Genomic DNA, 8,425 nt, shown 5'->3' on the forward strand with positions numbered 1-8,425 from the left:
TCACATGTGCGGCTGGGTCCAGCGCGGCCCGGTGCGGGCCCACTCCCGCTCCCACTCGGCCAGCCGGTGGCGCAGCGCGATCCGGCGCCCCACCGCGTGGCCGAGGAGCACCAGGGTCGCCGTGCCGCCCGCCGCGGCCAGCCCGACGGTGACCGCGTGCTGCCGGACCGCCACGTCGTCCGGTGGCGGGGCGACGCTGCGGCCCCGGGAGTCGAACCACACCGAGACCGGCTCGCCCGCCCGGGTCCCCGCCGGTACCCGGGCCCACGTCGTCCGCACGCCCTTGCCCGGCTCGGTCCAGCGGACCTGGGCGCGGTAGGGGTGCCGGGGGTCGCTCTGCACGTCCGAGACCCGTTGGGGCGCCTCGTCGATCACCACGGCCCGCACCTGGTGGCGTTCGGTCCGCCGCACCGCCGCGTCCGCCGCCGCGCGGTCGTGCGCGTGCAGGCCGGCGACCGCGCCGACGAGGGGCGCGACCACGAACAGCAGGACGGCGACCACCAGCACCGTCCAGGCCTCCACCACGTCCGACCGGCGTCGCAGCGGATTGCGGCGCCAGCGCCAGCCACGCACCCGGGTACGCATGTCCACCTCCTCGCCACCGCCGGAGCCGGAGATCCGGAGAGGCCGGGCCACCGGTCCGCCGCCTCGCGCCGCTCACGCACACGGGCGTCCACACCCGTCTCGTACCCCGTTCGGGGCACCTCGCGCATGCCGCGAACCGCGAGATCCGGCCCATATGGCGCACGACACCCGCCATGCGCCCCACGATCGCGCGCCCTGCCCGACCGCGCGACCCGAACAGCATCCCGCGAACCGGTCCGGGCCCGCCCCTGGCTCAGCCGAACCGTTCGATGCGGATCCGTTCCGGCGGCTGGCCTGCAGCGACCAGCAGGCGCGAAGCGTGCTCGGCGAACGCGTTGGTTCCGCACACATAGGCTTCCCACCCATGAGCCGGCTGCTCGGCCAGGAGCGGCGCCACATGTGCGGCCGTCATACGTCCCACCGGCACCCCGAGAGGAGCGCTGCGGGTGAACACGGGCGTCGTCTCCGCGCCCAGTTCCGCCGCGTAGATCAGTTCCTCGGGGCTGCGCGCCGACACCAGCATCCGCAGCGGGACGGTGAGGCCGCGCGCCCGGTGGTGCCGGATCATCGACATCAGCGGTACGACGCCGGAGCCGGCCCCGAGCAGCAGCGCCGGCCGGTCACCGGGCCAGGCGAAGAAGCCGCTGAGCGGGCCGCGCACCTCGATCGTGTCGCCGGGCCGGGCCACGGCGTGGAACCAGCCGGAGACCTCGCCGTCCGGCACCCGGTCCAGGGTCAGCTCGATGTGGCCGGAGTCGTCCGGGGCCGACGCGATCGAGTAGTGGCGCTGCGCCACATAGCCGTCGGGCGCGGTCAGCCGCAGCATCAGGTGCTGGCCCGGCAGATGTCCCGCCCACCGCGGCACCGCCAGCCGGAACGTGGCCGCGCGCGGGGTCTCGCGGCGGATCTCCGTCAGGGTGGCGGTCTGCCACGCCGCCGCCGTCTGCGCGTCCACGGCGATCCGCCCCGGCACCGCGAACCCGGTCGGGGGAGTCGTCGTCTCAGTCACCGGAGTACCGCTGCTCCTGCCAGGGGTTGCCGCGCGCGTGGTACCCGTTGCGCTCCCAGAAGCCGGGCTCGTCGTGGTCGAGGAGCGTGAGGCCGGCGATCCACTTGGCGCTCTTCCAGAAGTAGAGGTGGGGCACCACCAGCCGCGCCGGGCCGCCGTGCTCGGGCGGCAGCGGCGCGCCGCCGTACTCCCAGACGATCCAGGCCCGCCCGCCGGTGAGGTCGGACAGCGGCAGGTTCGCGGTGTAGCCGGTGTGGGAGCGGGCGACGGCATGGGTGGCCGACGCCAGGGGCCGCACCACGGAGAAGAAGGCGTCCAGCGAGACGCCGCCGAACCGCACGCCGAACTTCGACCAGCCGGTCACGCAGTGGATGTCGCCCTCGTACGCGGCGGCGGGCAGCGCGTGCGAGGCGTCCCAGTCCCAGGTGTGCGGGTGCTCGACCAGGCCGTCGATGCGGAAGGACCAGTCGGCGGGGGCGAGGTCCGGGGTGACCTCGGCGGACAGGACGGGCCAGTCGTCGCGCGCGTCGTACTGCCCGGGCGGGAGCCCCGGGTTGTGGACGCGCGGTCGGCCCGAGAAGCCTCGCGTGACGTTCATGGTTCAACCGTACGCTGTCGTTCCCGGTGCTCCGCCCCTGGCCCGCGCCGCCATCGTTGCGGCCGTGTGAACTCTCGCCGGGGCCGGGAATACCGGTCCGGCGCCGCCGCTTGCCGATCGGTGCCGGGTCCCGTGCGCCGACGGCGGTGCGCGGGACGCGCCGGTGACAGCGCGAGAGAAGTGTGAGGGATCGAGGATGCCCCAGGCGTATGTGTCCAGGACCGTGATCGAGGCGGCCGCATGAGCGTCGTGAGCGGCCCGGGCGGCTCCGGCCGGACCGCCGCCGGCGCCCCGCACGTCCTCGACAACCCGGCCCTCGCCGCCCTGACCGGCCCGCACGCCCGCTTCGCCGAGCGGCGCGGCCGGGTGCTGCGCTATCCGGTCGACGTCTCGCCCTGGCTGGCGCTGCCCGACGAACCCGACGCCCGGGACTGGGCGGACGTCGCCGCGCTGGCCGGTCCCGGTGCGGAGGTCGCGCTGCCCGGCTTCCGCGGGGAGGTCCCGGAGGGCTGGGAGATCACCTTCCGGGTCGACGGCGTGCAGTTCGTGGACGACGGCCTCGCCGCCGCACCGGATCCGCAGGCGGTCCGCCTCGGCCCGGCGGACGTTCCCGAGATGCTCGACCTGGTGGCCCGCACCCAGCCGGGGCCGTTCCTGCCGCGCACCGTGGAACTCGGTACCTACCTGGGCATACGGCGCGACGGGGCGCTGATCGCCATGGCGGGGGAGCGGCTGCACCCGCCGGGCTGGACCGAGATCAGCGCGGTCTGCACCGACCCCGCCTTCCGGGGCGAGGGCCTGGCCACTCGGCTGATCCTCGCGGTCGCGCACGGCATCCGGGAGCGCGGGGAGACGCCGTTCCTGCACACCAGTGCCGGGAACAGCACCGCGATCCGGCTCTACGAGTCGCTCGGCTTCCGGCTGCGCCGCCGCACGGCGTTCGTCGCGGCCCGGGTGCCGCAGCGGCTGACGGACGGCCGCGCGGCGGTGCCGGTGCCGTGACCCGGCGGCTGTCTCAGGCCGGCTCGGCGCCGCCCGGCTCCGCGTTGTACCGCTCCAGGTAGGCCGCGAACCGCACCAGGTCCTCCTCCGGCCAGCCCGCGAGCCGTTCCCGGAACGCGGCCCGGCGGCTGCGGGTGACCTGGGCCAGGATCTCCTGGCCGGCCTCCGTCAGGTGCAGTACCTGGACCCGGTGGTCCTCCGGGTCCGGCCGGCGCTCGATCAGCCCGGTCCGCTCCAGTGCCGCCACCTGGCGGCTCACCGTGGACTTGTCCAGGGCGTAGTGCGCCGCGAGGTCCGTCGCCCGGCAGCCGCCGCGCTCCTCCAGGTGGCCCAGCAGGGTATACGACACCAGGGACAGCTCGGGGTGCATGCGGCCCGCCGAGGCGCGGGCCCGGCGGGCGAAGATGGTCATCTCGCGCTGGATCGTCTCCACGGCCGACTCGGCTGGGCTCACGGGAATACCTCCTCCGGCGTTGTAGTTGTATAGTACAACTTGAACTGGTAGTTGCATAAGCCAACCTTTGGAGGTCGCCCGCGATGAGGTCACCGGCCCTGCGCCATGTGCTCACGCACCTGATCACCCCGCTGCTGATGTGCCTCGGCATGGGGCTGGCGTACATGGGGGCGTTCGTCACCCCCGAGCCGCACCACCTGCCGGTCGCCGTCGTCGGCACCGCCCCGGGGGCCAAGGTCTTCGCGCAGACGGTCAAGGACACCGCGGGGGACGAGCTCGACGTCCGTACGGTGGCCACCCGCGGGGACGCCGTCCGGCTCCTGGAGGCACGTGAGGTGACCGGCGCCTACGTGCCGAGCGCCAAGGCACCGGAACTGCTCGTGGCGAGCGCCGCGTCCGACATGGGCGCCACCGCCGTCGAGAAGGTCTTCACACCGGTCGCCGCACGAGAAGGCGTCCCGCTGAAGATCACCGACGTCGCCGAGCCCGTCGCCGACGACCCCACCGGCCAGGGCCTGTTCTTCCTGCTGATCGCGGTCAGCATCGGCTCCTACGCCTCGGTCGCCGCCCTCGGCGCGGCGGGTGCCGGCCTCGCGATGCGGGTGCGGGCACTGCTCGCGCTCGGCGTCTCCGCGGTCGTCAGCGGCATCGGCGCGCTGCTCGCCGGGCCGGTCTTCCACCTCGCCCACCACGATCTCGCGGGCGTCTGGGGCATGGCCTGGCTGTACTCGGCGGGCATCCTCCTGATCGGCGTCGGCCTGCACACCTTCCTGAAGCGGTGGACCACCCTCACCATGATGGTGCTGTTCGTGATGCTGAACTTCACCAGCTCCGGCGGGTTGTTCCGGCCCGAACTGCAGAACGGCTTCTTCGGGGCCCTGCACGCCTTCTGGAACGGCGCCGGCTTCGTCGAGGGCGTCCGCGCCCTGCTCTACTTCGGTGGTGACGGCCTCGGCCGCACGGTGTGGACCCTCGCCGCCTGGCTCCTGGCCGGCCTGGCGGTGACCGCGGTCGCCGCCGTGTACGAGCGCACCCGCCGCCCCCTGCCGGCGGCCACGGTCCCCGGTGCGGAGAGCGAGCCCCGGCGCGACTCCGCGGCGCAGACCGCGCAGGAGGCCGAGGAGGAGGCCGAGGAGGAGGCCGAGGAGGAGGCCGAGGAGACGGTGGGCGTCTGACCCACCGGATCCCGCCGCACGCCCGCGGCCGCCGAACTCCGCGCGGCCGCAAAGCCGCCGCCGGCCGTGCGCTAAAGTGGCCGTCCGGCCGCGGTGATCGCGGCTTTCGACGGCGAGGAGGTGAGACCCATTACCGCTGTGTCGGCTGGGGTGCTCCCTCCTCGTGACGGCGCGGTACACCGGCAGCGGTGACCGCGGGAGCGCCCTGAACCCCCGCGCTCCCGAAAGGCCCGCCCTCCCATGCCCACCCCCGCACCGCTTCCCCCTTCCGCCGTCGTCTCCGCGTTGCGTGCCGCCGGGTGCGTCTTCGCCGAGGACGAGGCCGAGTTGATCCTCGTCACCGCCCGTACGCCCGAGGAGGCGGCCCGGATGGTGGACCGGCGCGCCGCCGGGCTGCCGCTCGAACACGTCCTGGGCTGGGCCCGGTTCCACGGATTGCGCGTCACCGTGGAACCGGGCGTCTTCGTGCCCCGCCGCCGTACCGAGTTCCTCGTGGACCAGGCGCTGGCCGCGGTGCCGGACGCGACGGTGGTCGTGGACCTGTGCTGCGGCTCCGGCGCGCTCGGCGCGGCCCTGGCCGCCGCCCTGGACGACGCGGAGGTGCACGCCGCCGACATCGACCCGGCGGCCGTGCGCTGCGCCCGCCGCAACCTCGCGCCCTTCGGCGGCCGGGTCCACGAGGGCGACCTGTACGGCGCCCTGCCCGCCGGCCTGCGCGGCCGGGTGGGCATCCTGACCGCCAACGTGCCCTACGTACCCACCGCCGACGTGGCCCTGCTGCCGGCGGAGGCCCGCGAGCACGAGCCGCTGGTCGCGCTGGACGGCGGCGCCGACGGCCTGGACGTGCTGCGCCGGGTGGCCGCCGGGGCCCCCGCGTGGCTCGCCCCCGGCGGCTGCCTGCTGACCGAGACCAGCGAACGCCAGGCACCGGCCGCCCTGCGGGCCGTGGCGGACGCGGGCCTGACGCCCCGTCTGGCGGTGGACGAGGACCGGCATGCGCACGTGGTGACCGGCGTACTGCGTCGGTGACGGCCGCCCGCCGGGCTTACGGCAGTTCCTGGGCCCGCGCGATCAGCAGGGCCACGTCGTCGTGGTTGTCGGGGTGGTGCAGCGTGCGCAGCAGGAGGTCGCAGGCCTCCTCCAGGGGCCGGGCCGGATCGTCGAGCAGGGACAGCATGAAGGCCAGCCGCTCGTCCAGCGAGTGCCGGCGGGTCTCCACCAGGCCGTCGGTGTAGAACACCAGCTCGTCGCCCGGTGCCAGGTCGACCGTGACGGTGGAGAACCCGACGCCGCCCACGCCCAGGGGCACGCCGGTGGGCAGGTCCAGGAGCTCCGCCGGCCGGCCGGGCCGCACCCGGGCCGGCGGCAGGTGGCCGGCGTTGGAGATGCGGCACTGGCGCAGGTGCGGGTCGTGGACGGCGTACACACAGGTCGCGATGGAGTGGTCGAGCGCCGAGGTCGTCTTGTCCAGGTGCTCCAGCAGCCGGGCCGGGTCGAGGTCCAGGGCGGCCAGCGTGGTCGTCGCGGTGCGCAGCCGGCCCATGGTGGCGGCGGCGCTGATGCCGCTGCCCATCACGTCACCCACGACGAGCGCGGTCTTGCCCCCCTCCAGCGGGATGACGTCGAACCAGTCCCCGCCGACCTCGCTGGTCGCGCCCGCCGGCTGGTAGCGGGAGGCCACTTCCAGACCCGTGGTGACCGGCGGATGGCTGGGCAGCAGGCTGCGCTGCAGGGTGAGGGCGGTGTTGCGGGCGTTCTGGTACCAGCGCGCGTTGTCGATCTGCACGGCCGCACGGGCGGCCAGCTCCCTCGCCATCAGGACGTCGTCCTCGTCGAAGGGCACCGGGTTGCGGGTGCGCTTGAGGTCCAGCGCACCGAGCACCTCACCGCGCGCGATCAGCGGCACGGCGAGGTACGAGTGCAGGCCCGCCCGGCCGAGCAGGACGGCGGCCTCGGGGGAGCGGGCGATGCGCGGCAGGTCCTCGTCCTTGACCTGCCGTACCAGCACCGCCTCACCGGTGCGCACGCACTCGGTGACCAGGCGGTCGGGCGCGTACCGGGCGATCTGGCCGGGCGGGTCCGCGGCGCTCACGGCCTCCGAGCCGCCCGCCGGACGCACCGCGAGGGCCCGGATCACCGCCCCCTCCGAGGGGCCCAGCGTGCTCTGCCGGCCCTCGACCACCGCGTCCAGCAGGTCCACGGCGGCCACGTCGGCCAGTTCCGGCACGGCGACGTCGGCCAGCTCGCAGGCGGTGCGTTCCAGTTCGAGCGTCGTACCGATCCGGGCGGAGGCGTCCGCGATGACCGCGAGCCTGCGCCGGGCGGCCTCCGCCTCGACCGAGGCACGGTGCTGCTCGGTGATGTCGACCACGGAGACGGCCACACCCAGCACGTTGCCCGTCACGTCCTCGAGCCGGTACAGCGAGTTGGCCCAGGTGCGGTCCTCGTCCGGGTGGGCGGGCGTACGGCCGGTCAGCGTGGCGTCGATCACGGGCGCACCGGTCTCCAGCACCCGCCGGGCCCCGGTCTCCACGGAGGTGGGGTCCAGCATCGGCAGCACCTCGCGCAGCGTGCGGCCCACGTGGTCGGCGGCCGGCACCCCGTTGATCCTCTCCAGGGCCGGGTTGACCGAGACGAACCGCAGCTCGGTGTCCAGCACGGCGTACCCGATCGGTGACTGCTTCACCATCCGCTCGGACAGCGCGACGTCCTGCTCCAGCCGCCGTACGGTCGACTGGTCGGCGGCGAGCCCGAGGGCGTACACGTCCCCCTGGTCGTCCAGCAGCCGCATGTTGCGGAATTCCACCAACCGGGTGCTGCCGTCCTTGCGCCGGATCGGGAAGCCGCCCGCCCAGCTCTCCCCGGTCCGCAGCACGTCGGCGAAGAGCTTGCCCACCAGCTGGATGTGCCGTTCGTGCACCATCAGCCGGGCTGCGTACTGCCCCAGGGCCTCCTGAGCGGTGTAACCGAACAGCTCCTCGGCCTGCGGGCTCCACAGGACGATCCGGCCGTCGGTGTCCAGCACCACCGAGGCCACGCCCAGGACGTCGAGCAGTCCGCCCGGCGGCACCGGCCCGCGCGCCGGCTCGCCGTTCTCCGTCGCCGGAGCCTCGGCTGCACTCATGCCACGCACCGCCTTCGCCCGTCCGCACGGCACGTCGTCCCCCGTGCCGACTCGCCTTGTTCTACCGCGCTCACACCCGACTCTCCGACGCCGTCGCCGTCTCTGTCCACCCTCTCTCAACACGACGGCGGACGTCCGCCGAAGCCGCCGCGCCGGTGCGCGCGTACGGGGCCTCCTGCCGAGACCGTACAGCGCGCTCCCGCCGGCCGTGAGAGTGCACACCCATGGTGCAGCTTGGTCTGTACATGACGACCGCGCCACGCCAGACTGTCCGCCGACCGAGGTGCCCCCACGTCCGAGGAGCCGGCCATGCCCACGTCCGCACGGCAACGTTGTCACGCAGTCCTCGCCGGACTCGTCACCCTCGCCACCGCCGCCGTCGTGTCCCTCGCCACGCCCACGCCCGCCGGCGCGGCCGACATCTGGACCGAGACCGGCTCCGACCGCGCCGACCCGCTGACCGAGAGCCAGGGCCTGA

8 protein-coding genes are annotated in these 8,425 nt (G+C 74.6%); 3 read left to right on the top strand and 5 right to left on the bottom strand.

Annotated features, from left to right (window positions below; translation table 11 throughout):
• The 3 genes from IE312_RS02665 to IE312_RS02675 all read right to left on the bottom strand — a co-directional run bounded on the left by IE312_RS02665 (nucleotide 1) and on the right by IE312_RS02675 (nucleotide 2,192).
• On the bottom strand, nucleotides 1-585 hold the full coding sequence (locus IE312_RS02665) for an Rv1733c family protein (RefSeq protein ID WP_189977884.1): 585 nt from the start codon (nucleotides 583-585) through the stop codon (nucleotides 1-3).
• Between the two features lie 253 nt (nucleotides 586-838).
• Complete coding sequence (locus IE312_RS02670) at nucleotides 839-1,594, bottom strand: ferredoxin reductase (RefSeq protein WP_189977886.1); 756 nt, start codon at nucleotides 1,592-1,594, stop codon at nucleotides 839-841.
• The gene (locus IE312_RS02675) at nucleotides 1,587-2,192 is read right to left on the bottom strand and encodes a sulfite oxidase-like oxidoreductase (RefSeq protein ID WP_189977888.1); all 606 of its coding nucleotides are present in this window, start codon (nucleotides 2,190-2,192) and stop codon (nucleotides 1,587-1,589) included. The genes IE312_RS02670 and IE312_RS02675 overlap by 8 nt, the downstream gene beginning before the upstream one ends.
• A gap of 240 nt (nucleotides 2,193-2,432) precedes the next feature.
• Here IE312_RS02675 and IE312_RS02680 point away from each other — a divergent pair, with 240 nt between their 5' ends.
• Nucleotides 2,433-3,194 (top strand): GNAT family N-acetyltransferase, encoded by a 762-nt coding sequence (locus tag IE312_RS02680; protein ID WP_189977890.1) that lies wholly within the window; start codon nucleotides 2,433-2,435, stop codon nucleotides 3,192-3,194.
• A gap of 13 nt (nucleotides 3,195-3,207) precedes the next feature.
• Here IE312_RS02680 and IE312_RS02685 read toward each other — a convergent pair whose 3' ends face one another.
• A complete protein-coding gene (locus IE312_RS02685; protein ID WP_229898973.1) occupies nucleotides 3,208-3,606 on the bottom strand; it encodes a MarR family winged helix-turn-helix transcriptional regulator in 399 nt (132 codons plus the stop codon).
• 125 nt (nucleotides 3,607-3,731) lie between these two features.
• Between IE312_RS02685 and IE312_RS02690 the strand changes: the two genes are divergently transcribed.
• The gene (locus IE312_RS02690; RefSeq protein ID WP_189977894.1) at nucleotides 3,732-4,823 is read left to right on the top strand and encodes an ABC-2 transporter permease; all 1,092 of its coding nucleotides are present in this window, start codon (nucleotides 3,732-3,734) and stop codon (nucleotides 4,821-4,823) included.
• Between the two features lie 240 nt (nucleotides 4,824-5,063).
• Entirely contained in the window at nucleotides 5,064-5,852 is a 789-nt protein-coding gene (locus IE312_RS02695) for a putative protein N(5)-glutamine methyltransferase (protein ID WP_189977896.1), read from the top strand.
• Nucleotides 5,853-5,868: 16 nt separating this feature from the next.
• On the opposite strand, the gene IE312_RS02700 is transcribed toward IE312_RS02695, so the two are convergent.
• Nucleotides 5,869-7,947: a SpoIIE family protein phosphatase gene (locus IE312_RS02700; RefSeq protein ID WP_189977898.1), complete on the bottom strand. Its 2,079-nt coding sequence runs from the start codon at nucleotides 7,945-7,947 to the stop codon at nucleotides 5,869-5,871.
• Nucleotides 7,948-8,425: the final 478 nt, after the last annotated feature.

The sequence above is a fragment of the Streptomyces capoamus genome (assembly GCF_014654935.1).
Lineage (GTDB): Bacteria > Actinomycetota > Actinomycetes > Streptomycetales > Streptomycetaceae > Streptomyces > Streptomyces capoamus.